Below are 24,843 nucleotides of genomic sequence, written 5' to 3'. Positions count from 1 at the left end.
TCCTCCCGTTCCTCGTGACGAACGTGGTCAGACGGCGGTGTAGCCGCCGTCGACGGCGAGCGCGGCACCGGTGGTGAACGACGACTTGGCCGAGGCGAGGAACAGGATCGCGTTCGCGACGTCCTCGGGCGTCCCCATGCGGCCGATCGGGTTCAGCTTCGCCTTCTCCGCCTTGACGGCCGGGTCGTTGTCGACGGCGGCGTCCGTCATCGGGGTGTCGATGATGCTGGGACAGACGCAGTTCGCGCGGATGTTGTAGGGGGCGTAGTCGGCGGCGATCGATCTGGTCAGCATCAGGACCCCGCCCTTGGTGGCGTTGTAGGCGGCGATGCCGGGCCAGGCCACCAGGCCGCCCACCGAGCAGACGTTCACGATCGCTCCGCTCCGCGCCTTGATCATCTCGCGCAGCGCGTGCTTGGAGCACAGGAACATGCTCTTGAGGTTGGTGTCGAGCAGCCTGTCCCACTCCTGCTCCGGCATCTCGTGCAGAGGTGTGGAGATCTCGATGCCCGCGTTGTTCACCAGGACGTCGACGCGGCCGAACGTCTCGACGGTGGCGGCGATCAGCTCGCGGCAGTCCGCCTCGACGGTCAGGTCGGTCCGGACGAACAACGCCTCATGGCCCGCGGCCTTCAGCTCGGCGACGAGATCCGTGCCGCCGCTGCCGTCGATGTCGGCGACGACGACCTTGGCGCCCTGCCCGGCGAACTCGATCGCGGTCCGCCTGCCGATTCCCGACGCGGCGCCGGTCACCACGACGACGGTGTCCTCGAACATGGGTCGTTCTCCCCTCACACGCAGCTCAACTGCCCACCGTCGACCGAGATCTGCTGTCCGGTGAGGTAGGACGATTCGTCGGATGCCAGAAACCCGATGACGGCGGCCACCTCGTCCGCCTGGCCTGGCCGGTCCATGGGGATCCCTCGGGCCAGGCGCTCTTCGGCCTCGCGGTCCGACAACCCGCCGGTCTGGCGCAGGTGGGCCACGGCACGGTCGTAACGCTGGGTCCGGATGGTGCCGGGGTGCACGCAGTTCACCGTCACGTTGTGCCTGGCGTAGTGGCTCGCCAGGTATTTGCTGGCGTTCGCGATGGCCGCGTTCACCAGCCCCGACAGGAACATGTCCGGGGACGGCTCCCGGCCCAGGTTCCCGACGATGTTGATGATCCGGCCGAACCCGTTGCGCGCCATCACCGGCGCGAACGACCTGGTCAGGTCGAGGTAGGGCACCAGCTTCTGTTCCATGGCCGGGCCGATGTCGCCGATGTCCACAGTGTCGAAGGCGCCGGGAGCGGGGCCGGGCGCGTTGTTGACCAGCACGTCGACCCGGCCGAACCGGCGCTGGACCTCGCCGGCGAACTCCCCTCGGAAGGACCGGGACGTGATGTCGCCCGGGAACACATGGGCTGCTGGTGCGCCGGCGCACTCACCGGCGACCTTCTCCAACGCATCCTCACCGCGGGCGCACAGGACGGTCACATACCCTCGCGCACTCAGATGCAGGGCCGTCGCCCGCCCGATGCCCCGGCTCGCGCCCAGGACCACTGCCACCCGCGTCACCGGCTCTCCCGCTCGGCCTCCTGCTTGGGAACCCGGTGGTAGCGAGGCGGAATGAAGATGTTGAGGGAGCGCGCCTCTTCCGCGTGGGGGTTGGCCGCGCCGTGCCCCTCATGGCTGGCGCAGAAGTACGTGGCCCCGAACCGCAGTTCGTGGCTGGTCTCCACGACCGTCATGTCGTACCGTCCGGCCAGACACGTCCCGATCTGCTCGTGGTGGTGACTGTGGTAAGGCATCTCACCGCCGCCGGGAATGTTAGCGATCATGAGCTCGATCCAGTCGGCCAGGAAGAACGTGACGTCCATCCCGACGAACTTGCGCGACTCGATCGGTTCGAGGAAGTACGTGTCCGGCGCGGGGCCGTCGTCCTGCGACCGGTCGCGCCTGATCTCCAGGAGAACGGCCTCCGCCGGGGACCGGTTCACGATCGACAGTTCGGCACCGGGAGGAACCACGTAGACGTCGGCCTCGGCCTTCATCGCCTTGGTCACGCCCCCGGCCGTCGCGGAGAGTTCGCCGCTCACGATCATTCCGACCCGTGCCTGCTGCGGGCAGAGGCTCGTCAGCACGCCATCCGGCGGGAGCCGGACGAGCCGGACCTCGGTCTTGTCGCGCCGATAGACCTCGAATCGGCTTCCGTCGTCGCGGACCGTCACCTCGGGTGCCGGAAAATAGGGGATCTCATGCGTCTGGATGGTCATTGCGGTCCTTTCGCCGGGAGAAAACGGTCCACGTCATGGGAATCCGCGAGAACCTGTATACGAAGTTCAGATTGTGCTTCTTGACGGCTTCCTCGTTCGTGATGGCGATGTTGTAGAGGCCGTCGGCCACATCGCAGGCCGCCCGGCTGGTGGAATCGACGGTGACCAACTTCACGGGGCGGTCGAAATGATGCTCCAGCAACGGAATCGGCGCGGGATGCGTGACGACGGTGTCGCTGTAGAGCAGCTCTTCGTGGAAAATGAAGTCGGGCCGGGTCGCCAGGCCGTACTCCGGTGTGTTACCCCGGAATATGAACGCCGGCTCCAGGGCCGGATTCATATAGAAGGCGTTGATCCCGGAGTAGGCGTGGGCCACCAGCACGAGATCGACGCTCCCGTTCGCGAGGGAGTCCAGGCACTGCTCGTACGTGTCCTCCAGCACGATCGAAAAGCCCTCCCGGTCACCGCCGAGACGTGACACCAGGCGGGCGACGTACTCGCTGCTACTCCCTTCGGGACCCAGCGTCGCGAGCTTTGCGGAAGCCGGGGAGTCGCCGGGAGCGAATTCCTTGAGCGCTCTCATCTCAAGATCAGAGATCCGAAGTTCCGACACGTCCCCACTCCTCTTTCGGGCATGCTCTCCGGACCCTCAACAAGGGGTCCGGTGAAGTGCGGGGCGTGCCGTTTTCCCGACTGCATCCTCGGGGTCGGCGGGCACACCATAACCAGGTCGTCATCACCTGAGTCAAGGGCGAGTCCGGAGCCGTACAAGTGATCGGGCACCCGGCCGCGAAGACGCCGGAGCTCCCCGGCCATGACGGTGACCTGGAGACTTTTCACTATCGGCCGGTGACATACATCCGCATGTCACCGGCAGAACGTGACAAAAATGAGATGAATCTATGTGAGTTGACAGCCCACAACGATCTTCTTGACTCGACATTGTGCCGTTCATTTAGCGTATTTCCGGACAGGCGGATAGCCGTCTGGTCTGCCATGGGCACTGTCGGTGATGGCAAGTGGTCCGCAGTCGGCAAAGGGCAGGCCCCACCAGAGAAGGCCGAGCTCCGGCGCTCCCGGCTCCGTCATGGACAGATATTTGTACTATGGTACAACTAGTACGATGGTTCAACTATCACGGGAGATGCGATGAACGTGGGGCGGTCCGCACGTGCCGGGTGGCGAGAGTGGGGTGGCCTCGCGCTGTTGGCGTTGCCGACCATGCTGCTGGGCCTCGACGTGACGGCGCTCTGCCTCGTCGTTCCGAGTCTTGCCGCGGACCTGGACCCCACCGCGACGGAGACGTTGTGGATCATGGACGCCTACGGCTTCTTCATCGCCGGCTTTTTGATCACAATGGGGACGCTGGGTGACCGCCACGGACGGCGCCGCCAGCTGATGATCGGAATGGCTGCGTTCGCCGCGGCCTCGGTCTGCGCGGCCTTCGCCCCCAGCGCCCTCTGGCTGATAGCGGCTCGGGCCCTGCTCGGAGTGGCCGGGGCGACGCTGATGCCCTCGACGCTGTCGCTGATCAGCAACATGTTCACCGACGTGCGGCAGCGAGCCTTGGCGATCGGCGTGTGGGCCACGATGTTCGCGCTGGGAATGGCTGCAGGCCCGGTCGTGGGAGGTGTGCTGGCTGCCGGCTTCTGGTGGGGTGCGGCCTTCCTCATCGCGGTGCCGGTCGCTGTGCTGGTGCTGGCCTGCGCGCCGGCGCTGCTGCCGGAATTTCAGGCCCGGGCCGGTCGGCTCGACCTGCCGAGCGTGGGGTTGTCCCTGGGGGCGATGCTGTCGATCATGTACGCGATCAAGCACGCCGCGGCCCACGGCCTCGACGTCCAGGCGCTGGTCGCCGTCCTTGCCGGTGGTGGCTCGGCGGTCACCTTCGTCCGTCGCCAGCTGCGCCTGAATGAGCCGCTGCTGGATATCAAGCTGTTCACCACCAGCCGGGCCTTCTCCGCGGCCTTGACCGTTCTGTTGATCGGCCTGGTGGGTTTCGGTGGAGCGATGTTCCTGGTCACCCAGTACCTGCAGCTCGTCGAGGGCCTCTCACCGACGATGGCTGGGCTGTGGATGGGGCCGCCCGCACTGGCCATGCTCGTCGGGGCCATCGGTGCGCCACTGGTGGCCGGTCGCGTATCACCCGGCGTCGTCATGGCCGCCACCCTGGCGCTGTCGCTACTCGGGTACGCACTTCTCGCCCTGGCCGGCACAGACAACAAGCTGACCGTGGTCGCTGGATTCGCGTTCATCTACCTCGGGCTCGGAGTCATCGCCGCACTTGGTACCGACATCGTCGTGGGTGCGGCACCAGCAGAGAAGTCCGGATCTGCCGCCGCGCTGTCGGAGACCGTTCAAGAACTCGGCATCGCGGCGGGGGTGGCGCTCCTTGGCAGCCTCACCACGGCGATCTACCGGAGCACGGTCGAGGTTCCGTCCGGGCTGGACCCGTCCGCAGCCGAGGCGTACCGCGACAGTCTCTCCGGAGCATCGTCCGTCGTCACCCCATTGCGAGCCGAGGCTCTCGAAAACGCACAAGCCGCGTTCACCGGTGGGCTCAACACCGCCGCCATCGCAGCAGGAATCGCCATAGCGGCTGCTTCGGTGGCCTGCTTCGCGACACTGCGACACGTGCGGCCCCTTGGGAGCGCTGAGGCGGAGCCGATAGCCTCGACTCGCGGGAGCGGCGATGGCTGGTGAGACGATGGCGGCTGCACAAGGCACTGTTGATGGGCGCAAACTGCGCGGGCAACGCCGCCGCGCCCAGATCATCGAGGCGACGCTCACGATTGTCCGCCGCGACGGCGCCACCGGTGTCACCCACCGGACCGTCGCCAAGGAGGCCGGCATCACCACCAGCCTGACCCTCTACTACTTCGCCACCTTGGACGACCTGCTGGTAGCAGCGTTGACCAGCGTCACCGACGCCTATACCCAGCGCATCCGCCAACTCATCGACAGCGAGGACGACCCGTTCGACGGGCTCGCCCAGCTCATCGCCGAATCCGCCGGACCTGGCCGTGAGCGCGCCCTCGCCGAACGCGAACTGTCGACCCTCGCGGCCCGCCGGCCTGCCCTGCGCCCTGCAGCGCGACGCTGGCGCGACAACGTCGCGGAACTCGCCCGAACGCAGACCGACGACCCCGACGCCATAGAAGCCTTCGTCGCCCTGTCCGACGGCCTCTGCACGGCGATCCTTCTCGATGATCAGGAAGCCGACCCCGACCACATCAAGGCAGTTCTCAGCAAGGCCCTGCCGAGAACGAGCCAATAGCCCAGTCGGCCACATCAGCGACCGCCCCGACCCGCGTCAGGAGAGGCCGCCATCGACGGTGATGCCCTGACCGGTTATCCACCTGACCGCATCGGACGCTCGGCCGATCCCTCGTAAGGCGGTCATGGCGGTGTCCACCGCCATGACCGAGGCCGAGCGGATGTCACTGGAGCGAACCGAGCAGGAAGCTGCGTGCTTGTCGGGCGACCGCATCCGGCGCCATCCAGAACGCGGAGTGATCGTGGTCAGGCAGGGTCAGCACGGTGACGTTCGGCAGGATCGCGGCCAGCGCGTTGGCGCCCTGGCGCATGAAGGCCTCACTGTTGCCGCCGACGGCCACCGCGATCGGCACGTCGATCGACCAGCGGTCGGTGGGCAGCGGCTTACCGTCCTGGAGCCCGCGGAAGATCTGGCCGTCGTAGGCATAGGTGTGGGCGTATTTGGCCATTTCGTCCCAGGAAGGGTCCTGCTTCATCGCGGGGATGTACTCGGCCGGGACACCGATCATCTGGGTCATGAAGTACTCGACGGCCTCGCTGCGCTTGCCTGCCGCGACCAGGGCCTCCAGGTGTTCGAGGTAGTCGGCGGGTGCCGGAGGCCGGGAGTCATCGACGATGAACGGCGGCTCATAGAGATACAGCCCTGTCACCTTGCCGCCCAGTGCGCTGGCCGCATCGAGGGCGAGCCCGCAGCCACCAGATCCGCCGGTCAGGGCCGCAGAGCCGCCTGCGACATCGATCAGTGCGGCGATGTCGTCGATCTCGCGTGCCGGATCGTAGGGCTGCGGGTCACCGCTGGCACCGCGGCCGCGGCGGTCGAAGTTGATCACGGTGAAGTGTTCGGACAACGCCTTGGCCACGCCCGCGACCCCCGTGTGGTCTTCGGCGACGGTGCTGATCACGATGATCGCAGGGCCCGAACCGGTCTTCTCGTAGGCGATCGTCGTGCCGTCGGCGGAGGTGACGGTGGAAAGGCCGGACATGGTCGTTTCTCCTTCGGTTGATGATGCATCGGTGTGATCGCTGGGAGCGTTATCCAGCAGGCCGCCAAGCCGGTCGAGAGCCTCGGCGTACCCTTCGGCCATCTGGAGTTCGACTGCCCGCTGCAGTGCCTGGCCGTCGGGGAAGCTCGCTGCGACGTCGACGGTGCAGCCGGTGCCGGCCGAGGTGAACGTGACCGCGGTGGGGAAGGTTCCGGTGCCGTCGGATCGCCACGCCTCGTCGGCGAACGTGTCGTCGTAGTCCAACTGGGCGCGGGCGACGATCGCCTTGTAGGTGACGATGCTGCGGACCGGCGCGGCTGATCCGTCCACCGGCGCGATCTGGAACCGCCAGCGTCCGCCCGGCCGCACGTCCATCTCGTACACGGTCGCGGCCCAGCCCTGCGGGCCCCACCAGCGGCTGATCGCCTCGGCGTCCGTCCAGGCCCACCAGACACGGTCAACGCCGGCCGCGTAGGTGCGGCGGATGTGGATGGTGTTGCTCGACCTGTCGATCACGATGCCGTCGGCAGTGTCTTCGGGCATGCTCAGGCTCCTTACGGGTTCGTCTCGTCGGATGCACGGTCGTCGTCTTCGAGGAAGGAGCCGAGGCGATCCATCCGCTCCGACCACAGGACGGCGAATCCCTGCATCCAGTCGCTCAGCTCGCGCATCGATTCGGGATGCAGCCGGTAGATCCGCTGCTGGGCGCGTCTGGTCACCTCGACCACGCCCGCCTCGGCGAGCAACCGCAGATGCCTGGACACCTGCGGCTGGCCCAGGCCCAGCGCGTCGACGATTCCACCCACCGGTTGCGGACCGTCCCTGAGCAACTCGACGATCCGGAACCGGTTCGACTCCGAGATCGCCGTCAGTTTCTGTTGCACGCTGTTGACCACGACTCGAACATACACGAGCACGTATATACACGCAAGTACATGTAAGGCGATCGGGAGTCGGACGCGCAACGCCACCGAACTCCTGCAAACGAGGCGGCCAGGGCGCGAGCGGCGCCGGGGGACGAGGCCATTCGGCAGGACCCGCGCCTGGGCGGCTGGCCGGAGGCCGCGCGCATCGGGCTCTGTGCTGGCGGCCCTGGCCTCGCACCGGACGCTGCGAGGGCGATATCGGCTGCGCCCTGCCCCTATGGGAAGATCGACTGATGCTTCAACTCACGGATTTCATCATCGACTGCCCGGACCCGATGAAGCTGGCGGCCTTCTACTCCGAGGTGACAGGGCGCCCGATCAAGGAGGACAGCGACGACAACTGGGCCGGCATCTCCTTCGGGGAGGTCGAGCTGGCCTTCCAGCGGGTGGACGACTACCGCCCCCCGCGCTGGCCCGACGAGGAACACCCCAAGCAGTACCACCTTGACTTCGAAGTGGACGAGATCGAGCCCGAGCAGCGCCGCGTCGTCAACCTCGGGGCGACACTGCAGAAGGACTTCATCGGACCCGAGGGCTACGGCTGGCAGGTCTACACCGACCCGGTCGGGCATCCCTTCTGCCTGTGCCGCAACAAAGGGGTCACGTGGACCGACAAAGGGGTGGTGTGGCCCTAAGGGCGTGTGTCTGTGGTGGGTGCCGTTGCCCCACCACAGCACCTCTTCAGGGCGGCGAGGGCCCGTTAGCCGAGCTCCTCGGACAGTCCGAGGATGATCCCTTCGGGGCCGCGGATGAAGCAGAGCCGGTAGCTGTCCTGGTACTGCGCCACCTCGCCGACGAGTTCGGCGCCGTGCGTGCGCAGGCGGGCGATGACGTCATCGAGGTCGTCGACGGTGAACATGATGCGGCGCATGCCCAGCGTGTTGGCCGGTGCGTTGCGCGGCTCACTGCTGATCGCCGACGGCGTGTGGAACTTCGACAGCTCGACCCGCCCGTGGCCGTCCGGGGTCCGCATCATGACGATGTCGGCACGGACGCCCTCGAGCCCGACGACACGGCCGGCCCAATCTCCCTCGACCAGCGCCTTGCCTTCCACCTCCATGCCCAGCTCGGCAAAGAACGCGATGGCGGCCTCAAGATCATCGACATTGATGAGAACGTTGTCCATCCGCCGAATCGTCATGGTGATCCCTTCCTCGTCGCGCGGCCGTCGTGGCCGCTGATGTGGCTAGGACGGAGCCAGCGCGACATTCTCGACACGGCAAGCGTGCTGATTTCCAAGAACCTGCTTCTGGCCATCACCCCGGGGCGCGGTGCCGTGCCGTGCACGCCGCACAGCCCGAACGGATCACCGGTTGCTTCGACGGCCTGGACCTATTCAAGCCGGAGTCGCCCCCCGTCCCACACCCGACGGCCTGCACCGGACCGCGCTGTGGCTCGTTCACCAGCGGGTGATCTTGAAAGTGCTCGTCAGAGGTAGAGGCCGGTGCCGTGTTCGGGGCGTTCGTTGGCGACGGCGTGCAGGTCGCGTTTGCGCATGACCAGGTAGTTCTCGCCCTGGATCTCGACCTCGTACTGCTCGCTGGGGTGGAACAGGACGTCGGACCATACCGACCTGAAGGACCTAGAGCCTGTCTGGGGATCTGATGATGCGGATCGCTGGGGTTGCAACCGCTGTGGTTGATGTTGATGGGAGCGGTTGAAGCGGATGGATCTGGCCGATAGGTCGCGGAGGGGTACAGACGGCGGGGGCTTGCGCGGATGTACGCCCCGGGGCATGGAACGCGTCAGACACGACTGGCGTCAGTATCGGGGTGGGCCGTCCGGGATCACGGGCGGTGCCGCCCGCCCCGCCCCTCGGATCCGTGAGAGAACCCGATGCGTACGCACCTTTCCGACCTGAACGCCCGCGAAGTCCTCGATGTCCTGTACGACGAGCTTTCCACGCCGGTGGCGTTGGCTGAGGGTACCTTCGACGAAATCGTCGAGGAGGTCATCGACGGCCGCCTGATGATCGACTTGCCCCTGGAGATCGAGGCGGGCGAGTTCGAAGAGCTGGCAGGAGTGGGCGAGGACGACCTGCGCGCCTGGCTCGTGGACCTGCTCCGGCACGAGTTCACCGAACACCTGGCCTGGCAGGGGAACCTGGAGGAGCGTCCGGCCGACGGTGACCGGCTGGGCGAGGCCTTCGATGAGCTCAACGCCCGGTCGATTGTCGCGCGCGAGAACTTCGCCTGCTGCCAGAGGTGCGGCCTGTTGGAGATCCGCGACGAGGACCACGACGGCGAGGACGAGCAGGCCCGGGGCTATGTCTTCTACCACGAGCAGGACACCGGGCGCCGCCCCCTGCACCTGACCTTCGACACACCCGATGGCTCGGAGGATTCCCGCGTCACGCTGGGCGACGAGGTCGTCGGTGTGCTCCGCGACCACGGCTTGGTCCCCGAATGGGACCGTGACCCGCGCCGGCGCATTGCACTGGACGTGGACGTGCGCAGGGTCCGGTACGGCGAGCTGGCCGACTACCCCGGGCGCGACCTCACCTCGGAGCAGCCGGACGACTGAGGAGGGAAGAGCCCGCCGAGCGTGGAGGCCGGCTACACCATCGTGGACCTTCCCAGGACAGCCGCGTCCGTCGACCATGCTGACCGTTGCCCTTCCGGCAGGGATTTCACTCCCTGCCGCCTATGGAATCAAGGAGCAGCACTCGAGGCGATCGACGTGGCGTTCCCCTACGACCGCCATCGCCCAGCGCCTGTTCCCAGGGACAGCGCGGTGAACGACAGCCGCCCGGGCCCCCAGCCCGACCACGCGACCGGCGTCGCCCGTCTTGCGGCAAGCGGTCCTACCTTCATGGCGCACCGCGTCACAGGCCGACCAACTGGTGCACCGCACGGCCAAGGGCTCGGCCGGAGGGCGGCCACCAGCCCTTCGACTGACCCGACAGGCATCACCTTGAACGAGGCGAACTGTCCGCTTAAGGGTGGACAAGCTCGCTCTCGACTGTGCCAGTATTTGGTGGCAGTGTTGGAGCGGCCTGGGGTGTGTGTGGCCCCACCATTCGACGCCCGTGTCCAAACCGAGGAGGCTCACCGTGAGAGGACGTTCCCGAAGTGCCGCCGTACTGACCGGACTGGGGCTGGCAGCCATGGCACTCGTTGCCTCGGCCACCGCGGAGGCCGCCGGGTCGGCGACGATCCGGATGGCCGAGCTCCCTCTCAACGGCGACGTGGCCCCGTCCTCGCGGTCCGGGCTGGACATCAACGACCGCGGGCAGATCACCGGCATGACCGAGTCAGCGGCCCAACGCGGGCAGTTCAGGGTCGTGCGCTGGGACCCCGCGCCAGGGGGACATCGGGTCAGGGCCCTCTCGCCCTACCAGGAGGGCTACCGGACGAGCATCAACGAGCGCGGGGACGTCCTCGGGCGCAACGGCGCGGACCTGGTCATCTGGGACCGGAATGGACAGGTCGCCGCGACGGTGGCCCCGGTACCCGACGTCAAGGCCGAGTGGCTGCTCAGCTTCAACGACCGCCGCCAGGTGATGTGGGCCGATGGGATCGCGCAGCTGAGCGGCCTTCCGACCAGGGCGGTGCGGTGGAGCCCCGGCGGACGCATCGACACCTCACACCCCCCGGAGCACACCGGCACCGTCATCCCCGAGCGCCTCAACAACAGAGGCATCGCCGCCGGCAGCCTGTGGGGCGCGCAAAGTACCGGCTTCGTGTGGGACGGGCGGACAGTGACCGCGGTTCTCGGCCCGGGTGGGAGCGAGGTCAGCTCCCTGGTGGGGTTCAACGACCGTGGCCAGAGCGTCGGGGTCATGGAGGCGCAGGGGCGGATGTTCGTTCACCATCGCGGCAGGTCCGTCGACCTCGGCGATCTCGGCGGAGGCTGGGCCTGGAGCCACCCCATCGCCGCCCATGCGGCCATCAACGGCAAGGGCCAGATCGTCGGCGTGAGCGCGACAGCCTCGGGCGAGGTGCACCCGTTCCTGTGGGACAAGGGCAAGATGACCGACCTCGGCACGCTCGGCGGGCCCGCGGCCAACTGGGGGGACGTGTTCGCCACCGCCGTCAATGACCTCGGGCAGGTACTCGGCACCAGCAAGACTCCCGACGGGGAATCCCACCCCTTCGTCTGGGACCGGGGCCGGATCCACGACCTGCACGTCCCCGGCTCGATCTCCACCACCGCCACCGACATCAACGACCGCGGCCAAATCGTCGGCACGGTCACCACCCAATCCGGCACCCGGCCCGTCATCTGGACGATCGAACGCTCCTGACGCCCGGCAGGGCACGCGAAACAAATGACTGACAAGCACCGGGCCGAAGCCGCCGTCGCACGCCCATGGCGGGCCGGATCGGGATTGATCAGCTCAACCTTGGTCCGGTCGGCCGCGGGCCACAGCGTCATGGCGACGACGTCGCCGGTCTCGTTGATGGTCCGTCCGTTCTGCGGCCTGACGGCTCGGGCAGGCGCCGCGACGGCTCCGCTCGGTGGCGACGAAGGCCGGCACGTCCCGGGGCTTGATCCGCCGGTCCGGGGTCATGGGTCCAGCGGCTGTTCAGGTCGTCCCCTGCTGTTCAGGTCGTCCCTGCGTCTGCTCCCGTCCAGGTCACCGCCGTGCCTGATGACACCGGTGAGCCGGACATCCACTGGCACGACAGAGAGCACCGCCCGGACGCAGGGCGCCCGGGCGGTGCTTCCACTCTGTGTGTCAGGCCGTATCAGCGGACGGAGTGGTAGTAGAGGCCGAGGTAGGTGGCGCGAAGCGGACCCGCACCGCTGTTGGTGTACTTCTTGTAATTCTTGCCGTAGTTCGAGCTGATCCAGTAGGTCCAGCTACTACCGCTGCCCGTCTTGTAGTAGTCGCTGTGCCCGACTTCTTCGGCCTTGGGGTATCGGACCTTGTGCTGGGCCCTGCTGAAGGACGTCGCCGAGTCCACGCTGATGATTCCGTCGGCGTGCGAGCCGATCGCCGTCCAGTTGGTGCCGCCGGTCGCCTGGAAATTGCTGGAGGGAAGGCCGTTGAGCCATTTGAGATGGCCGCCCCCCGGCCTCATCTGCTTGCATTGCGCGGTGGGGCAGGCGTTGGCCTTGGCCGTCCCGCTGTGCGGTGTGCCCACGGTGACGACGTCCTCGACGTACAGCTTGGACGGGAAGCCGTCGTGCTTTCTCTTGACCCGCGCGATGGCGTTCCTGATGACGAGGCCGCCCATCGAGTGGGCCACCACGTCGACGGTCTTCCCCTTCGATGTGTAGTTGTTGTAGATGTGCCAGGCGAGCGAACGGGAGACCCACTTCATGTCGGTTCCGGTGTCACCGCCGTACTCGACCGAGCAGTTCTCGTTCTTCTTGTAGTAGCCCCAGGTGATCAGCTTCCCGGTCCAGCCGATGTCCTTGAAGTAGCTCTTGGTCTTGTTCCACTGCTTGCAGTCGGTCCCACCGGTCCACTGGTAGCCATGGATGAGGTAGATCGGCCGGGTCTTCGTGTTCGTGCGGCCGGGGGCGGCCGCTGCGGCCGCCGGAACGGCAGCGGCGAGCCGGGCGGATGCCGGCGTGGGGGCGCTGAGCGCCGGTGCGGCCTGAAGCGTGGCGGCCACCGTGGGCGCGACTGCCGCCACCGCGACGATTCTGGCCGTCCACCGGGGTCTGCGCGAGGCTTTGATCTGCATCCGAGGGGTTCCTCTCTGGCGCCGAGACCGAGCACCAAAAGATTCGGGGAACGCGGTTGGAGCGAGGTTGGGACCGGGATGGACAGGTGGCGAAGGTGCTCGGCTACGCCGAGGCGGCCATGCGCGCGTGCACCTGGAAACTGCCGATCTTCGCCGGGAGACCGCCAATCTGGCCGTCGGTTCACGGTGGTCGATCACCGTTCACCCGCGGTTAATTTTTCCTCTGTTTGCTGACCCGGGCCTTGGCACCGGGTAACGACTCGTGCGGGCCGATGGAGGGGATTGATGAAGTCTCGCGGTTTCCCGATATTGGCAGTGGCCATCGCCGCGTTGATATCCACGACCATTGTCACGAGCGCCCACGCGCAGGACGGCAAACCGGTCATCGAAGAGGACAAGCCGTTCGGTCACATCGCCCCGGATGTGCTCAAGAAGATGCGCGCAAGAGCCGCTGACCAAGGCCGCCAGCGTACTGCGCTGGGAGGTCGAGAAGACCGGGTACGCCGGGTACGCCGACGTCGCCCTAGAGGAGAACGGCGTCGCGCTGCATTGGAAGGGCGACGTTCCGGCCGCCATGAAGAGTGCCATCGGCAGCGCCGTGAAACACGCCCCCGTGAGGGTCGTACCGGCCCGTTATTCCCAGGCCGATCTGCGCGCCGCCATCACGCCCATCTACGAGTACATGAAGAAGCACCCCGGCGGCCCGGTCCGCAGCGTCTCAGCGGCAGGGGCGGCCGTTCCGTTCTCATCTACCAGGACTTCGGTACCGCCTGGCGCGATTTCGGCGTCTACCCGATCACGAGCTGACCAGCGACCGCGCCGGAAGGGCTTGGCCCTGGGCGGGGTCTCGCGAGTCGACAGGCGCGGTCGGAAGCCGGTGTGGACTGTGTTCGTCCTGGATCTCACACTCTCCGGCAGCAGACTCCGCGGGATGCGGGCTGAGTTGGTTACTAACGAGTTCACCAGCGGGTGATCTTGAAAGTGCTCGTCAGAGGTAGAGGCCGGTGCCGTGTTCGGGGCGTTCGTTGGCGATGGCGTGCAGGTCGCGTTCGCGCATGACCAGGTAGTTCTCGCCCTGGATCTCGACCTCGTACTGGTCGCCGGGGTGGAACAGGACGCGGTCTCCCACTTTCACGGTGCGGGCGTGGGTGCCGACGCCGCAGACCTCGCCCCAGACGAGGCGGTTGGCCTGCTCCACGGTGGCGGGGATGACGATGCCGCCGGAGCTGCGGCGTTCGCCCGACTCCTTGTCGACCTTGATCATGACGCGGTCGTGGAGCATCTGTACTTCGAACTTCGGCGCGGACACGCTGGGAGTTTATCCGGCTTCGGAGGACAGGGCGGCCCATGAGTCCGCGATGATCACCGGGAGGGCCGAGCGTTCCGGCTGCCAGCCCAGGTCGCGCCGGATCGCGGTGGCGTCGGCGACCAGGAGGGGCGGCTCGGGCTGCGGCGGGTTGTGCCGAGTGGGGACGCGGCGGCCGGTGACCTCTTCGACCGCCTCGATGACCTCCTTGACGGAGGCGCCGGTGCCGCTGCCCACGTTGTAGACGCGTTCGGTGCCGGGACGGGCCGCCTCCAGGGCGAGGACATAGGCGGCGGCCAGGTCGTCCACGTGCAGGTACTCGCGGACCGCGGCGCCGTCGCCGTTGATCGTCAGGTGCGGGGCGTGCCCGGCGGCCACGGCGAGGGCCTTGGGGATGAGGCGGGTCTCGTCGGGGTCGCGGCGGCCGTCGACGGAGCCGGCCACGTTGAACGTGCGGAGGACGATCGCGCCGATCGCGCCGGTGCGGGCATGGAAGCGGATCAGTTGCTCGGCGGCGAGCTTGGCGGCGCCGTACGGGCTGGTGGGGGAGGGCACCTCGGCTTCGGGGATGGGCTGGCGGTCGGGGTTGCCGTACACGGCGGCGGTCGAGCCGTAGACCACGGCGGGAGCGGGCGCCGGGGAGCCGTCGGGCTGGACCTTGGTGAGGGCTTCGAGGAGGTTGATCGTGCCCTGGACGTTGGTGGTGAAGAAGGCGAGCGGTTCGTCGAACGACTCGCGGACGCGGGTGCGGGCGGCGAGATGGCAGACGCCGTCGTAGGTCTCGTGGAGCGTGGAATCGAGGCCGTTCGGATCCAGGAGGTCGCCGATGACGGGCCGGACGCCCGGCGGGAGGGGCCGGTCGGCGCGCCGCACCAGCCCGGTCACCTCGTGCCCGGCGGCGATCAGCCGCCGTCCGACCGCGTACCCGACGTAACCGGCCGCCCCCGTGACCAAGACCCGCATCGTGTTCCCCTCCCCGTCGCCACCAGCATCACCCGGGTCAGGGGAGGTCGGCAACGCGCGCGAAGACACCCGGGTAGCCGGCCTTGCCGCAGCCGTACCCCCAGGAGACGACGCCGACCAGGCGGCCGCGGGCCAGGAGGGGGCCGCCGCTGTCGAACTGGCAGGTGTCGGCCTTCTCAGACCCCGCGCACAGCATGTCGGCCGCGTCGTACGAGCCGCCGTACGCACGCCGGCAGGCGGCGTCGCCCGGCAGCGGGAGCCGCACCCCGCGGAGCTTGGTGTTGAGCAGGTCGTTCTCCGACCTCATGCCCCACCCGAGCGCCAGCCCGTCGCGTTCGGCGCCCGGCGTGCCGAGGGGCACCGTGGGACGGGCCACCGGGCGGGCGAGGGTGAGCACGGCGAGATCGTGATGGAGAACGGTCTCGTCCTTGAACGTGGACTCGCGGAACTTCGGATGCACCCGGACGGCCCGTACCCCCACGGTCTCTCCCCCGCGGCCGACGAGGTCCGAGCGGCCGAACGTGGCCTTCAGCAGGCCCGGGGTGGAGCGGAACATCGAGACGCAGTGCGCCGCCGTCAGCAGCTTGTCCGGTCGTATCAGCGATCCGCCGCAGAACTGCCCGGCCGGGCGGACGAAGAAGAGCGGGGTGCCGACCGCGGCCAGCCACGGGTGCTGGGACGCCTGCACCGGGCTCCCGCCCACGATCGCCGACGCGGGAGAGGCCGATGTGGTCACGGCCACGGCCGCAGCGGCGGCGGCGAGGCAGGCGGTCACGCGACGGAGGGCAAGGAAGGGCATATCGGGACTTTAGGGGAACGGGCGGCGAGCGGTCAGGTGATCGCCGGCATGTCCTCCTGATCGCCGCCGTGCGCGGGCCGCCGGGCCTCCTCGGCGGCGTCATGGGCGTCGGTCCTGTCAGGCCGCTCGTACCGCGGGAAGGTGACGAGCGCGACCAGTGCGAGCGCGAAGCCGCCGCCGCGCAGCATGGACGGCAGGCTCTCCTCCGGCCATTCCTCGCCGAACAACACCATGCTGCTCACGATCAGGTAGGTCCGGCCGATGACGGTGAGCACGGTGGCGACGATCGCCAGGCGGCAGCGCTGCAACGCGACCTGGAGCCCGCCCAGGGCGATCGCGGCCATGCCGATGGTCAGGAGGGGGTACGGCGATTCGAGCACGGCCTCGACCCTGCCGGTGTCCTCGTACACGATCGAAATGCCGCGGATGCCCGCCTCGGCCAGCCCCGCGCACGCACCCGCCCCGATGCCGTACGCGACGCCGGCGAGCTTGCGGGCGTGCCGGCCGCTCCTGCGGCGGTCGCCGAGCAGCCACACGAGCGCCGAGACGATGACGGCGGGCGCCATCACCGCCAGCATCTCCCACGGCGAGGCGAGGGTGCCCGTCAGCGTGGCATCGGCGGTGAGCTCGCCTTCGGACCCGGCGGACAGCCCGATGAGAACGGTCGCCAGCACGAACATCGCGACGCTGGTCCACTCGCGCGGGGTCAGCCGCTCACCCAGGAAACAGACCGCGTAGACCACCAGGAAGACCAGGCTGACGGCGAAGATGGGCTGCGCGACGGCCAGCGGGATCGCGGCCAGCGCCACCACCTCGGTGGCGAGGCCGAGGAAGAGGATGAGCCCTCCGGCGAACCAGATCGGGCTCGTCAGCATGTGCCAGGCGACGTGGAACGGGCGGCTCCCACGCAGCGGCGGCATTCGTCGCGCGGAGATCCGGAAGGCCAGGAAGGCGACGTAGTAGGCGGTGGTCGCGAGGAGGGCGAGGGCGGCGTAACCCAGATCGTGACGACCCATCGGGGAGACCTCTCAGCGGACGACGATCAGCAGCCTGCCGTGCTGAACGCCGCGTGACAAGACCGTAACGCCCCACTAACACGCCCGGAATGCGGGCCCGTCAGTCGTACTTGCGGCCCGTGCGCGACGACAGCCTGCCGACCAGCTCGCGCGGGACGAGCCTGCTGAGCCCGACGATCGCCTTGTACTGGGCGCCGGGCACGCTGACCTGGACGCCGCGGCGCAGATCGCGCAGGGCGGCGTCGACGAGCTTGTCCTGGTCGAGCCACATGAAGTCCGGGATGCCGGTGACGTCCATCTGGGCGCGTTCGTGGAACTCGGTGTGCACGAAACCGGGGCAGAGCGCCATCACACGGACCTTGCCGTCCGCCTGGCCGGCGATGTCCGCCGCCACGCCCTGGCTGAAACTGACCACCCAGGCCTTGGACGCGCCGTACGTGCCGCGCGTGGCGAACGCCGCCACCGAGGACACGTTGATGATCCCGCCACGACCGCGTTCGAGCATGCCCGGCAGTGCGGCGTGGGTGAGCCGCAGCACCGCCTCGCAGTGCACCCTGAGCATCGTCAGCTCGTCGGAGAGCGGCACGTTGAGGAACGTTCCCTTGTTGCCGAAGCCCGCGTTGTTCACCAGCAGATCGACGCCGTTTCGGACGCGCTCCTCAGCGGTTTTGAGTCCTTCGTCCGTGGCGAGGTCGGCGACGACCACCTCCGTCCGGACCGCGTACTTGTCGTGGAGTTCGCGCGCGGCCTCCGCGAGCCGGTCGCTGTCGCGGGCGAGCAGCACGAGATCGAATCCGTCGGCGGCAAGGCGGCGGGCGAAGGCGGCACCGATCCCCGCGGTCGCACCGGTGATGAGAGCAGTCGGCATGATCCGAGCTTAGGACGCGCCGTGCCGCGTCGCCTACGCTCTGGTGCCCGGTGTGGCGAGGGGCGCCGCGCGCCGGGCGCGGAAGTCGCGAGGGTCGGGGCGCCGGGTTGCGCGCCGGTAGGCGAACGTGAAGCCCGGCCAGTTGTTGACGACCTTGCCCTCCGCGTTCATGTACCAGCTGGCGCAGCCCGTCTCCCAGACCGTCGACCGCAGCCGCTCCTGCATCTCGCGCCCGAACGCGTCGAGGACGCCGGGCCGCACGTCGATCCAGTCCAGGTCCGCCTTGCGCAGCGCGCCGAGGCACCCCATCACATACCTGTACTGCGATTCGAGCATGTAGATGATGCTGTTGTGCCCCAGATTGGTGTACGGGCCGTAGAGCAGGAAGAGGTTGGGGAAGCCGCTCACCGTGATGCCGAGATGCGCCGCCGCGCCGTGGCGCCACACGTCGTTCAGCTCCCTCCCGCCCACTCCGGTGATCTTCATCGGGGCCAGGAAGTCGGTGGAGAGGAATCCGGTGGCATGGACGATGACGTCGGCCTCGTGGTCCGTGCCGTCCGCCGTCGTCACTCCCGTGGGCGTGATCCGCGCGATGGGATCGGTGACGAGATGGACGTTCGGCCTGTTCAGCGCCGGATAGTAGTCGCTGGAGACGAGGATGCGCTTGCAGCCCATCGGGTAGTCCGGCACGAGCGAATCGCGCAGCGCGGGATCGGGGACCTGCGCCTCCAGACCCTTGCGGAACGCCTTCTCCATGATCTTCATGAGCCGCGGGTACTTGACGAAGCCGACCGCGCGCGACTCGTACAAGGCGTAGATCTTGGCGCGGCTCAGCTCGTACACCCCGGGCACGGCGGCGAGGAGCATCCGCTCCCAGCGGCGGTACGGGCGGTCCGGCTTCTGGATGACGTACGGCGCGGACCGCTGGAACACCACCAGCCGCCCGGCCTCCGCGGCGATCTCGGGCACGATCTGGATCGCGCTCGCCCCGGTGCCGATGACGGCCACCTTCCTGCCTTGCAGGTCCACGCCGTGGTCCCACCGCGCCGAGTGGAAGCTCGGTCCGGTGAACGACTCGCGCCCCTCGATGGCCGGCAGCGCCGGACGGTTGAGCTGCCCGCACGCGGAGATGAGCACACGGGCGGTGAGCTCGTCGCCCTCGCTCGTGGACACCCGCCAGACCGCGTTCGACTGCCCGTCGCCGGCGTCGAAGCGGGCCTCGGTCACCTCTGTGCCGAACCGGATGTGCGGAAGCACGCCGTACTTGCGCGCGCAGTGCCGGAGGTAGTCGAGGATCTCGCCTTGCGGCGGGAAACGCCGCGTCCAGTCCGTCTTGCGTTCGAACGAGAACGAGTAGAGGTGCGACGGAACGTCACAGGCCGCGCCCGGGTAGGTGTTGTCCCGCCAGGTGCCGCCCAGCTCGTCCGCCTTCTCCAGGATGACGAAGTCGTGGAGGCCCGCCTGCTTGAGCCGGATCGCCATCCCGATGCCACCGAACCCGCTGCCGATGATCAAGACGCTGTGACTCATGGCCGATCCCGAGAGGTCGAGCTGCTCCGCTGTCCCCCCGAGCGTAGTGACCAGTGGGTCATGTGGCCAGATGCCCTGACCGGCCGGTCAGATGAGGCCCAGTTCGTGGGCGCGGCGGCCCGCCTGGAAGCGGGAGTCGGCGTCCAGGAGGGTGAGGATCTCCGCGACACGGCGCCGGTAGGTGCGCAGGGACAGGCCGAGCCGCCGGGAGGCGGTCTCGTCCTTGAGGCCGTCGCCGAGGAGCCGGAGGATCTCCTTGCTCTCGGCGTTCAGCACCGGCGGGCGCGTCCGCCGGAACTCCGCGAGGTCGGCCGCCGACTCCCAGGTGGCCCAGAAGAGCGAGGCCACGCCCTGGATCACGGCGGGGGAGCGGACCACGGTGTACTCGCGGACGCCCTGCGCCGCAGACCCCGCCAGCACGGCGATCCGATCATCGATGATGATCGTCTCGTGCGGCAGCGGGGTGGCGCAGATCCGGATGCGGGCGCCGCGGCGCGCGATCTCGATCAGCCGCCGTTCGGACTCCTCGTCGCCGAGGGCCTGCGGGTTGTAGAGCTTGAAGACGGGCAGGCCGGGAGCGGACCGGTGGCGTTCGGCGACGATCTTCTCGCGTACGCCGGGCATCGCCCAGGTCCGCAGGTCGGCCGCGGCGCACACGAACCGTTCCCGGGTGCCCGCGAAGAGGTGCCCCGCGCGCCGGGCGAGTTCGTCCTCGCCGCGCAAGGTGACGTTGGTGTCCAGGTCAAGGCTCATCAGGGCCAGTCTGCGGGCGCGGCGGGACGCGGTCAACGTGGCAGTTTGCTGCCACGGGCTCGTGCCGCGCACCGAGAGACCGGAGGCTTTCGGTCATGAACACGAATGAATTCTGGATGTTGGGCGGCGACCTGAAGATCTCTCGCATGGGCTTCGGCGCGATGCGGCTTCCCTCCAGCGAACGCGGCGGGCCCGCCAACGACCCCGACACCGGCCGGGCGGTGCTGCGCCGCGCGGTGGAGCTCGGCGTGAACCACATCGACACCGCCGCCTTCTACTTCTCCGGTGACCTGACGGCGAACGGGCTCATCAGCGAGGCGCTCCGGCCGTACCGGGACGACCTGGTGATCGCCACCAAGGTCGGGCCGCGACGCGGGCGCCACGACCCCATGCCCACGGGGCACATGGAGCCCGCCGAACTGCGCCCCGAGGTCGAGCGCAACCTCCGGGAGCTCGGACTGGACCGGCTCGACCTGGTCTACCTGCGCGTCGGCGGGCTCGGGCCTGCGCCGGACGAGTCGGTGGGCGAGCGGTTCGAGGTGCTGGCGCGGCTCAGGGAGGAGGGCCTGATCAGGCATCTCGGTGTGAGCAACGTGACCGCCGCGCAGCTGGAGGAGGCGCGGGCCCTCGCCCCGGTCGCGGCGGTGCAGAACCGCTTCGACGTGACGATGCCGCAGGACACCGAGCTGCTGGGCGTCTGCGAGCGCGAGGAGATCGCGTACGCGCCGTTCTTCCCGCTCGGCGGCTTCGGGATCCCCGAGGACGAACGGATCGCCCGCATCGCCGCGCGGCATGGCGCAACCGTCCCCCAGGTGCTGCTGGCGGGCCTCCTCGCCCTCTCGCCCCTGATGCTGGTGATCCCGGGCACGTCGTCCCCGGCTCACCTGGAGGAGAACATGGCGGCCGCGGGCCTCAAGCTGACCTCCGAGGACCTCGCCGAGCTCCAGAGCCCTTAGCCTGGCCGTACGCTGCGGTCACGAAGGGTGTCCGGGGTGATCGGCCGGTCAGGGGAGATGATGTCGGCGACGCGGTTGCTGGTGCTCGGTGCCGTGCGCGGCTTCGGCCGGGCGCACGGGTACGAGATCCGCCGTGCGCTGCTGTCCTGGGGGTCGAACGAGTGGGCCAACGTCAACCCGGGGTCGATCTACCATGCGCTCAAGCAGCTCACCAAGGAGGAGCTGCTGCGCGCGTACGACGTCCCTACGAACGAGGCCGGCCCGCCGCGTACCGACTACGAGATCACCGAACACGGGGACGAGGAGTTCCTGCGGCTCCTGAGGGAGGCCGTCGTCACCGTGGACCAGCGGCGGCCGGAGCTGCTGTCGGCCGCGCTCGGCTTCCTCACCGAGCTGCCGCGGGCGGAGGCGATCGAGCTGCTCGAACGGCGGCTGGAGGGGTTGGCGGCGTGGCGAGGCGAGGTCGCACCGCACATCTCGCGGGATCCCGACCATCTGAACGAGCTGCTCGGCTGGTGGGTCCACTCCGCCGACTCGGCCGCCGAATGGACGCGCGGGCTGATCGAACGGCTCAAGGACGGCGCGTACGTGATGGCCGGCGAGCCTCCGCAGGCCCCGAGCTCTCCGCAGGCGCCGGGCGGGTAGGGATTCAGGCGAGGCAGACCAGGGCGCGGCAGAGGTCCGGGTCGAGCGGGTAGTCCGGCGGGAGCCGGCGCGTGGTGGCATCGACGAAGTCCACCGCCGACAGGTCCGCGAACTTGTCGTCCAGGGTGACCCGGTAGCCGCCCGGGATCTGCTTGACCTGGACCTCGGCCTCCTGCTCGCCGAGCACGAAGACCCCGAGGCGTCCGCGCCAGGCCGTGCGCGCGGGCTCCTCCTCCGGAGTGACCGGCACCCCCACGTCGTCCGCGTGCGTCGCGAACTCCGAGGCGAGGTGGAAGGCCTGCAGCCCGACCGGATACTGCCCGACCATCGTGGCCATGGTCGCGTCCGCGCCGAGCTCGCGCATCCGCCGCCGGGTCTCGCCGCTCTTGGTCCGCCACTCGGCGAGCACCTCGGCGACCGGCAGGTCGCGGCGTTCGTCCACGGTCCAGTCGTTGAAGGAGCTGAGATCCTTGACGCCCTTCTCGTCCAGGAGGGCGAACAGCCCTTCCAGGTCGTCGTCCAGGCAGGCGTGGTTGTAGAGCTCCTCACCGGCGAGATGGGCGAGGACGTCCCGCACCGTCCAGCCATCGCAGCGGGACGGCTTGGCCCAGTCGCTCTCGTCGAGCACGGTGAAGTACACGTCGAGCCGGGCGTACTCGGTGTCGAGAATGTCGAACGGATTAAGATCACGAAGGGTCTCGGAAGCCATGGCGGTTCAGTACCCCGAAGCGCCGCGCGCATATCACGGCGTATGTACAGGAGACGGTGGGTAAACGCCCATTGAAGCGCCTTGTCCGCGTGGGCGGCTCAGATGTCGATGAAGGACTGCGGAACGATCACGCGGAGGGCGTTGCCCAGGAGCTTGACGGTCACCGGGGTCTGCCCCCGGATCTCGCCGTCCACGTCCACCGCCATCGGCGGCTCGGTCGCGATGTGCACCTCGTCGGTGGTCAGGAACGCGTCCTCGTCGAGCGACCGCCACTGGCCGGTGAGCATGTGCCGGGCGGTGGCCGAGGCCAGCCGGATCCGCCGCTCGTCCCCCAGCCGGTAGACGGCCAGCAGCCGGTCGTCGGGGCTGGCGTCGCGGGCGATGCGCTTGCCGCTGTGGTGGGCGCCGTTCGCCACGTTCAGCTGGTGGGTCAGGAACTCCTGGGTCTCGTCGCCGATGCGGACGGTGGCCTTGAACGCCTCGTGCCGCGGCAGGAGCCGCACCGCCGTGAGCCCGTACGCGGCGCGGCCGGCCAGGCGCTTGAGCCCGTGCGGAACGTTCCTAGCGACCTCGACGGACAACCCGAGGCTGACCATGTTGGCGAAGATGTGCCGCTCGTCCGTCCCGGTGCCGGTCGTCTCCGGATGGGTGCCGGTGAACCAGCCCACGTCGACGTCGGCGACCTTGCCCTCGCGCAGGACGGTCACCGCGCGGCGCAGATCCTGCGGCAGCTCCAGGCTGCGGGAGAAGTTGTTGGTGGTGCCCAGCGGCAGCACGCCCAGGGCGATGTCTCGGTGGGCGAGATGGCTGACCGCCGCCGCGACCGTGCCGTCACCGCCGCCGACCACGACGAGGTCGGGCTCCAGCGCGAGCACGCCGGTGAAGATCTCGGTCAGCCGGGCCGGGTCGGTCACCGGGTAGACCTGCTCGAACTCCATGCCCGCCTCGGCCAGCAACCGGCGCGCGGAGCCGAACAGCCGGCGGCCGCGGCGCGACCTGGCGTTGACCACCAGAACGGCCCGCCCCTCCGTGCGGATCGCGGCTTCGAGCTCCTGTTTGCTGCGCATATGGCGGTTACGCTCCCTTCACCCCCGGTCACCCTACCGGGCACCCGGCGGCGGGCCGGTCGGCCGTGCATTTTATAAACCCTTTGCCAAGCATTGAAACGTCCTTGATGCGGGAATGTTTATGGGAAAGCGCACAAGGAATGGCCGGGGCGAAGGAATGTGGCGGTACGGGTGGCTCGGAGCGAGCTTTATTTCGGGGCTCTCGGCGTCCATTGCGCCCGGCGGGCCGGCACAGGCCTCGTCCCCTGCCGCAGACGACGGCGCGGCCGTCATCGGCGAACGTTCCCGAGGGTCCCGCATTCTCGACCTGGCGATCCGTTCGCCGGTGCTCGCGGTGCCGGCCCGCGTGCGGCTGCTGCTGCCTTCGGGCTGGTCACGGGACGCGGCGCGGACGTGGCCCGTGCTCTGGCTGCTGCCCGGGGCGGGCAGCGGACCGGCGCTGCACACCACGTGGACCGACAATACCGATGTCGATGAGCTGACCGCCGGTTTGGACATCATCGTCGTCATGCCCGACGGCGGCCGGTGCGGAAATTACACCGACTGGTGGAATCACGGCAAAGGCGGACCGCCGAAGTGGGAAACCTTCCATCTGGCCGAGCTCCGGCAGATTCTCGAACGCGGATACCGCGCCGGAACGGCCCGTGCCATCGCCGGCAATGGAATGGGCGGCATGGGCGCGCTGGCCTACGCGGCCCGGCACCGCGGCCTGTTCCGCGCCGCCGCCTCGTTCAGCGGACCCCTCAACACCCTCCACCGCGACCCGGGCGGGCTCGATGTGGCCGACCTGGTGGAGCTCGGCGTCGCGATAGGCTCTCCCTCCGCCGATTGGACCGATGTCTGGGGCGACCCTGACGTCCAGCGCGTGGTGTGGCGGCAGCACAACCCGTACGACCTGGCCGAACGGCTGTCCGGAGTCCGGCTCTACATCAGTTCCGGCGACGGCGACCCCGGACCGTACGATCCGCAGCCGGGCACCGATCCTGACGTGCTGGAATCCCTCGCGCACACGTTGGCGCTGGAGTTCACCGGCAAGCTCAAGAAGCTGGGCGTCCCGGTGTCCACGCACTTCTACAACGGCACCCACCGCTGGCCGTACTGGCAGCGCGAACTCCACGCAGCCCTGCCCATCCTCCTCGCCGAGATCACCTGA

The 24,843-nt window shown here is 68.7% G+C and carries 27 protein-coding genes; 9 read left to right on the top strand and 18 right to left on the bottom strand.

Features of this window, described 5'->3' with window-relative positions:
• Positions 1–27: 27 nt before the first annotated feature.
• Genes F8566_RS28260 through F8566_RS28245 form a run of 4 tightly spaced genes read right to left on the bottom strand, consistent with a single transcriptional unit; the run spans position 28 to position 2,870 of the window.
• Positions 28–777, bottom strand: coding sequence for an SDR family NAD(P)-dependent oxidoreductase (locus tag F8566_RS28260; protein WP_151564879.1), 750 nt, complete (start codon positions 775–777; stop codon positions 28–30).
• Between the two features lie 14 nt (positions 778–791).
• Positions 792–1,559, bottom strand: a complete 768-nt coding sequence (locus F8566_RS28255) for an SDR family oxidoreductase (protein ID WP_151564878.1) — start codon at positions 1,557–1,559, stop codon at positions 792–794.
• Positions 1,556–2,257, bottom strand: coding sequence for a cupin domain-containing protein (locus tag F8566_RS28250; protein WP_151564877.1), 702 nt, complete (start codon positions 2,255–2,257; stop codon positions 1,556–1,558). The genes F8566_RS28255 and F8566_RS28250 overlap by 4 nt, the downstream gene beginning before the upstream one ends.
• Positions 2,238–2,870 (bottom strand): type 2 periplasmic-binding domain-containing protein, encoded by a 633-nt coding sequence (locus tag F8566_RS28245; protein ID WP_151564876.1) that lies wholly within the window; start codon positions 2,868–2,870, stop codon positions 2,238–2,240. The genes F8566_RS28250 and F8566_RS28245 overlap by 20 nt, the downstream gene beginning before the upstream one ends.
• A gap of 536 nt (positions 2,871–3,406) precedes the next feature.
• Between F8566_RS28245 and F8566_RS28240 the strand changes: the two genes are divergently transcribed.
• Both F8566_RS28240 and F8566_RS28235 read left to right on the top strand, forming a co-directional pair.
• On the top strand, positions 3,407–4,957 hold the full coding sequence (locus tag F8566_RS28240; protein ID WP_151564875.1) for an MFS transporter: 1,551 nt from the start codon (positions 3,407–3,409) through the stop codon (positions 4,955–4,957).
• On the top strand, positions 4,947–5,531 hold the full coding sequence (locus F8566_RS28235; protein ID WP_225993601.1) for a TetR/AcrR family transcriptional regulator: 585 nt from the start codon (positions 4,947–4,949) through the stop codon (positions 5,529–5,531). Before F8566_RS28240 ends, F8566_RS28235 begins: the two co-directional genes overlap by 11 nt.
• A 163-nt stretch (positions 5,532–5,694) precedes the next feature.
• Here the strand turns inward: F8566_RS28235 and F8566_RS28230 are convergent, their stop codons facing one another.
• Complete coding sequence (locus tag F8566_RS28230) at positions 5,695–7,056, bottom strand: alpha/beta fold hydrolase (protein ID WP_151564874.1); 1,362 nt, start codon at positions 7,054–7,056, stop codon at positions 5,695–5,697.
• Between the two features lie 11 nt (positions 7,057–7,067).
• Positions 7,068–7,397, bottom strand: coding sequence for an ArsR/SmtB family transcription factor (locus F8566_RS28225; protein ID WP_151564873.1), 330 nt, complete (start codon positions 7,395–7,397; stop codon positions 7,068–7,070).
• Between the two features lie 275 nt (positions 7,398–7,672).
• Here F8566_RS28225 and F8566_RS28220 point away from each other — a divergent pair, with 275 nt between their 5' ends.
• Complete coding sequence (locus tag F8566_RS28220) at positions 7,673–8,074, top strand: VOC family protein (protein ID WP_151564872.1); 402 nt, start codon at positions 7,673–7,675, stop codon at positions 8,072–8,074.
• 65 nt (positions 8,075–8,139) lie between these two features.
• Here the strand turns inward: F8566_RS28220 and F8566_RS28215 are convergent, their stop codons facing one another.
• Both F8566_RS28215 and F8566_RS53055 read right to left on the bottom strand, forming a co-directional pair.
• A complete protein-coding gene (locus F8566_RS28215; protein WP_225993619.1) occupies positions 8,140–8,565 on the bottom strand; it encodes a VOC family protein in 426 nt (141 codons plus the stop codon).
• Positions 8,566–8,867: 302 nt separating this feature from the next.
• On the bottom strand, positions 8,868–9,068 hold the full coding sequence (locus tag F8566_RS53055; RefSeq protein WP_404800351.1) for a hypothetical protein: 201 nt from the start codon (positions 9,066–9,068) through the stop codon (positions 8,868–8,870).
• A 207-nt stretch (positions 9,069–9,275) separates the two neighbouring features.
• Between F8566_RS53055 and F8566_RS28205 the strand changes: the two genes are divergently transcribed.
• Both F8566_RS28205 and F8566_RS28200 read left to right on the top strand, forming a co-directional pair.
• Positions 9,276–9,962 (top strand): DUF6891 domain-containing protein, encoded by a 687-nt coding sequence (locus F8566_RS28205; RefSeq protein ID WP_151564870.1) that lies wholly within the window; start codon positions 9,276–9,278, stop codon positions 9,960–9,962.
• Between the two features lie 529 nt (positions 9,963–10,491).
• Positions 10,492–11,685, top strand: a complete 1,194-nt coding sequence (locus F8566_RS28200; RefSeq protein ID WP_151564869.1) for a hypothetical protein — start codon at positions 10,492–10,494, stop codon at positions 11,683–11,685.
• A 445-nt stretch (positions 11,686–12,130) separates the two neighbouring features.
• On the opposite strand, the gene F8566_RS28195 is transcribed toward F8566_RS28200, so the two are convergent.
• On the bottom strand, positions 12,131–13,078 hold the full coding sequence (locus F8566_RS28195; protein WP_151564868.1) for an esterase/lipase family protein: 948 nt from the start codon (positions 13,076–13,078) through the stop codon (positions 12,131–12,133).
• Positions 13,079–13,499: 421 nt separating this feature from the next.
• Here F8566_RS28195 and F8566_RS28190 point away from each other — a divergent pair, with 421 nt between their 5' ends.
• A complete protein-coding gene (locus F8566_RS28190) occupies positions 13,500–14,051 on the top strand; it encodes a hypothetical protein (protein ID WP_151564867.1) in 552 nt (183 codons plus the stop codon).
• 15 nt (positions 14,052–14,066) lie between these two features.
• Here the strand turns inward: F8566_RS28190 and F8566_RS28185 are convergent, their stop codons facing one another.
• From F8566_RS28185 to F8566_RS28155, 7 genes are all read right to left on the bottom strand, one after another.
• On the bottom strand, positions 14,067–14,360 hold the full coding sequence (locus F8566_RS28185) for a GroES family chaperonin (RefSeq protein WP_404800356.1): 294 nt from the start codon (positions 14,358–14,360) through the stop codon (positions 14,067–14,069).
• Between the two features lie 36 nt (positions 14,361–14,396).
• Positions 14,397–15,347, bottom strand: coding sequence for an NAD-dependent epimerase/dehydratase family protein (locus F8566_RS28180; RefSeq protein WP_151564865.1), 951 nt, complete (start codon positions 15,345–15,347; stop codon positions 14,397–14,399).
• Between the two features lie 37 nt (positions 15,348–15,384).
• Entirely contained in the window at positions 15,385–16,146 is a 762-nt protein-coding gene (locus F8566_RS28175) for a serine protease (RefSeq protein WP_151564864.1), read from the bottom strand.
• Positions 16,147–16,178: 32 nt separating this feature from the next.
• Positions 16,179–17,162 (bottom strand): DMT family transporter, encoded by a 984-nt coding sequence (locus tag F8566_RS28170; RefSeq protein WP_151564863.1) that lies wholly within the window; start codon positions 17,160–17,162, stop codon positions 16,179–16,181.
• Between the two features lie 100 nt (positions 17,163–17,262).
• Complete coding sequence (locus F8566_RS28165; RefSeq protein WP_151564862.1) at positions 17,263–18,030, bottom strand: SDR family NAD(P)-dependent oxidoreductase; 768 nt, start codon at positions 18,028–18,030, stop codon at positions 17,263–17,265.
• 33 nt (positions 18,031–18,063) lie between these two features.
• Complete coding sequence (locus tag F8566_RS28160; protein WP_151564861.1) at positions 18,064–19,560, bottom strand: flavin-containing monooxygenase; 1,497 nt, start codon at positions 19,558–19,560, stop codon at positions 18,064–18,066.
• 87 nt (positions 19,561–19,647) lie between these two features.
• Complete coding sequence (locus F8566_RS28155; protein ID WP_151564860.1) at positions 19,648–20,313, bottom strand: helix-turn-helix domain-containing protein; 666 nt, start codon at positions 20,311–20,313, stop codon at positions 19,648–19,650.
• A 95-nt stretch (positions 20,314–20,408) separates the two neighbouring features.
• Between F8566_RS28155 and F8566_RS28150 the strand changes: the two genes are divergently transcribed.
• Both F8566_RS28150 and F8566_RS28145 read left to right on the top strand, forming a co-directional pair.
• Positions 20,409–21,269, top strand: coding sequence for an oxidoreductase (locus F8566_RS28150; protein ID WP_151564859.1), 861 nt, complete (start codon positions 20,409–20,411; stop codon positions 21,267–21,269).
• 36 nt (positions 21,270–21,305) lie between these two features.
• Positions 21,306–21,914, top strand: coding sequence for a PadR family transcriptional regulator (locus tag F8566_RS28145; RefSeq protein WP_225993600.1), 609 nt, complete (start codon positions 21,306–21,308; stop codon positions 21,912–21,914).
• Between the two features lie 4 nt (positions 21,915–21,918).
• Here F8566_RS28145 and F8566_RS28140 read toward each other — a convergent pair whose 3' ends face one another.
• Complete coding sequence (locus tag F8566_RS28140; RefSeq protein ID WP_151564858.1) at positions 21,919–22,623, bottom strand: maleylpyruvate isomerase family mycothiol-dependent enzyme; 705 nt, start codon at positions 22,621–22,623, stop codon at positions 21,919–21,921.
• 98 nt (positions 22,624–22,721) lie between these two features.
• A complete protein-coding gene (locus tag F8566_RS28135) occupies positions 22,722–23,690 on the bottom strand; it encodes a diacylglycerol/lipid kinase family protein (RefSeq protein WP_151564857.1) in 969 nt (322 codons plus the stop codon).
• Positions 23,691–23,811: 121 nt separating this feature from the next.
• Here F8566_RS28135 and F8566_RS28130 point away from each other — a divergent pair, with 121 nt between their 5' ends.
• Positions 23,812–24,843 carry an alpha/beta hydrolase gene (locus F8566_RS28130; RefSeq protein WP_225993599.1) on the top strand — a complete coding sequence of 344 codons (1,032 nt, stop codon included), beginning with the start codon at positions 23,812–23,814 and terminating at the stop codon, positions 24,841–24,843.

It is taken from the genome of Actinomadura rudentiformis, from assembly GCF_008923185.1.
Classification (GTDB): domain Bacteria; phylum Actinomycetota; class Actinomycetes; order Streptosporangiales; family Streptosporangiaceae; genus Spirillospora; species Spirillospora rudentiformis.
The sequence above is the reverse complement of the archived record's forward strand: the minus strand, read 5'-3'. Positions and strand labels throughout refer to the sequence as shown.

Coding starts and splice junctions, on each gene's coding strand:
- F8566_RS28190 (WP_151564867.1), top strand. CDS start 13,500: ATGTGCTCAAGAAGATGCGCGCAAGAGCCGCTGACCAAGGCCGCCAGC.
- F8566_RS28215 (WP_225993619.1), bottom strand. CDS start 8,565: ATGGACAACGTTCTCATCAATGTCGATGATCTTGAGGCCGCCATCGCG.
- F8566_RS28135 (WP_151564857.1), bottom strand. CDS start 23,690: ATGCGCAGCAAACAGGAGCTCGAAGCCGCGATCCGCACGGAGGGGCGG.
- F8566_RS28155 (WP_151564860.1), bottom strand. CDS start 20,313: ATGAGCCTTGACCTGGACACCAACGTCACCTTGCGCGGCGAGGACGAA.
- F8566_RS28220 (WP_151564872.1), top strand. CDS start 7,673: ATGCTTCAACTCACGGATTTCATCATCGACTGCCCGGACCCGATGAAG.
- F8566_RS28185 (WP_404800356.1), bottom strand. CDS start 14,360: ATGCTCCACGACCGCGTCATGATCAAGGTCGACAAGGAGTCGGGCGAA.
- F8566_RS28205 (WP_151564870.1), top strand. CDS start 9,276: ATGCGTACGCACCTTTCCGACCTGAACGCCCGCGAAGTCCTCGATGTC.
- F8566_RS28130 (WP_225993599.1), top strand. CDS start 23,812: ATGGGAAAGCGCACAAGGAATGGCCGGGGCGAAGGAATGTGGCGGTAC.
- F8566_RS28195 (WP_151564868.1), bottom strand. CDS start 13,078: ATGCAGATCAAAGCCTCGCGCAGACCCCGGTGGACGGCCAGAATCGTC.
- F8566_RS28260 (WP_151564879.1), bottom strand. CDS start 777: ATGTTCGAGGACACCGTCGTCGTGGTGACCGGCGCCGCGTCGGGAATC.
- F8566_RS28235 (WP_225993601.1), top strand. CDS start 4,947: ATGGCTGGTGAGACGATGGCGGCTGCACAAGGCACTGTTGATGGGCGC.
- F8566_RS28140 (WP_151564858.1), bottom strand. CDS start 22,623: ATGGCTTCCGAGACCCTTCGTGATCTTAATCCGTTCGACATTCTCGAC.
- F8566_RS28175 (WP_151564864.1), bottom strand. CDS start 16,146: ATGCCCTTCCTTGCCCTCCGTCGCGTGACCGCCTGCCTCGCCGCCGCC.
- F8566_RS28250 (WP_151564877.1), bottom strand. CDS start 2,257: ATGACCATCCAGACGCATGAGATCCCCTATTTTCCGGCACCCGAGGTG.
- F8566_RS28180 (WP_151564865.1), bottom strand. CDS start 15,347: ATGCGGGTCTTGGTCACGGGGGCGGCCGGTTACGTCGGGTACGCGGTC.
- F8566_RS28170 (WP_151564863.1), bottom strand. CDS start 17,162: ATGGGTCGTCACGATCTGGGTTACGCCGCCCTCGCCCTCCTCGCGACC.
- F8566_RS28150 (WP_151564859.1), top strand. CDS start 20,409: ATGAACACGAATGAATTCTGGATGTTGGGCGGCGACCTGAAGATCTCT.
- F8566_RS28230 (WP_151564874.1), bottom strand. CDS start 7,056: ATGCCCGAAGACACTGCCGACGGCATCGTGATCGACAGGTCGAGCAAC.
- F8566_RS28160 (WP_151564861.1), bottom strand. CDS start 19,560: ATGAGTCACAGCGTCTTGATCATCGGCAGCGGGTTCGGTGGCATCGGG.
- F8566_RS28240 (WP_151564875.1), top strand. CDS start 3,407: ATGAACGTGGGGCGGTCCGCACGTGCCGGGTGGCGAGAGTGGGGTGGC.
- F8566_RS28165 (WP_151564862.1), bottom strand. CDS start 18,030: ATGCCGACTGCTCTCATCACCGGTGCGACCGCGGGGATCGGTGCCGCC.